Annotated in this window: 2 protein-coding genes; both read right to left on the reverse strand. The window is 69.1% G+C overall.

Features of this window, described 5'->3' with window-relative positions:
• Nucleotides 1-529, reverse strand: a 529-nt coding sequence (locus tag AC1DY2_RS19640; RefSeq protein WP_476763938.1) for a biotin carboxylase N-terminal domain-containing protein, incomplete at its 3' end; no start/stop codon positions are given.
• 146 nt (nt 530-675) lie between these two features.
• Nucleotides 676-1,578 (reverse strand): cytochrome b/b6 domain-containing protein (locus tag AC1DY2_RS19645; protein ID WP_476763939.1); only part of this gene is annotated, 903 nt, incomplete at its 5' end.

The following is a 1,578-nucleotide window of genomic DNA, read 5'->3' on the forward strand; positions in this document are numbered from 1 at the left end:
GCTTCACGAGCAGCGGGAATCCGACGGTGGCGGATGCGGCGAGGAGAGCCGCGTCGTCGAGCGCGGGGTCGGCGATGCCGGGCACGGTCGGCACACCGGATGCCTCGACGTGCCGCTTCGCGCGGATCTTGTCGCCCATCACCTCGAGCGCCTCGATGCCCGGGCCGACGAAGACGAGGCCCGCATCGCGGCACGCCTCGGCGAAGCCGGCGTGCTCCGAGAGGAAGCCGTAGCCCGGATGGATCGCCTGCGCGCCCGACTCGAGCGCTGCGGCGACGATGCGTTCGGGGACCAGGTAGCTCTCACTCGCGGACGCAGGGCCGATGCGCACGGCTTCGTCGGCGAGCCGCACGTGCGGCGCGCCCGCGTCGGCGTCCGAGTAGACGGCGATGGAGCGGATGCCGAGGCGGCGCAGCGTGCGGATGATGCGAACGGCGATCTCGCCGCGGTTGGCGACGAGCACCCGGTCGAAGGGGCGCGGCGATCGGGAGCGCGGCCTCGGCTCCGATCCATGATCGGGCGGGCTCATGAGCGTGACCATCCGCGCCTCTCTGCACGTCGTTCGCGCGCCATCCAGTTAGCGCGCACTAACTGGACTCGATGTTAGCGGCCATTAACTGGAATGACAAGCGGCCGCGTCGGGTCGCGGATGCTCGCCATGGAGATCTGCGAGTACTACCGGCCGACCTTGCCGAACACTCCCGCGATCGGCGCCAGCACCGACGGACGTGCCGCGATCCACGCGGCGGCGATGACCACCAGGGAGGCGACGAAGATCCAGAAGCCCAGCCAGCCGTCGGCGTCCTGTGCGGCGTACATGTGGTTGAGGTTGCGGAGCGCCCCGGTCAGGAAGACGAGCGTGACGTGCACCACGATGAATCCGACGAAGTACAGCATCACGGGGAAGTGCACGGCACGCGCCCACTCCACCGGATAGCGGCGGTTGAGGGCCGCGGCGTCCTTCGGCCACACCCCCGACATGCGCACTCCCGTCAGCACGGCGAGGGGCGCCGCGACGAAGATCGTGACGAAGTAGGCGAGCACCTGGAGGCTGTTGTAGTTGACCCACCCGTTCTCGAGCGGCCAGTCCAGCGACAGGTACTGCAGCCCCGCCGAGACGGCGTTCGGGATGATGTCCCAACTCGTCGGTACGACCCGCATCCACTGGCCGGTCGCGAAGAGCAGCACGACGAAGACGACGCCGTTCACCAGCCACAGGACGTCGAGCGACTGGTGGAACCACAGGTTCAGGCTGATCTTCCGGCCGAGCCGGGACCACCGCGGCGTCCAGAACGCCGCCGGTCGCTTCTCGGTGCGCACCTGCAGGCCCGAGCGGATGATGAGCACGATGAGGAAGACGTTGAAGAAGTGCTGCCAGCCCAGCCACGCCGGCAGTCCCACCGGTGCGCCGTCGGGCAACGGCGTCTCGCCGGGATAGGTCGCGACGAAGTCCTCCATGAACTCGAGCCCCAGGAACCAGCGCGTGAGCTGCACGACGATGGTTGCGGCGCCGATGATCGCGAGGATGCCGACGACGGATGCCCCGGCCCACTGTCGGCCGTTCAGGGCGCCGAACCG

The organism is Agromyces sp. P1_H4 (genome assembly GCF_056405255.1).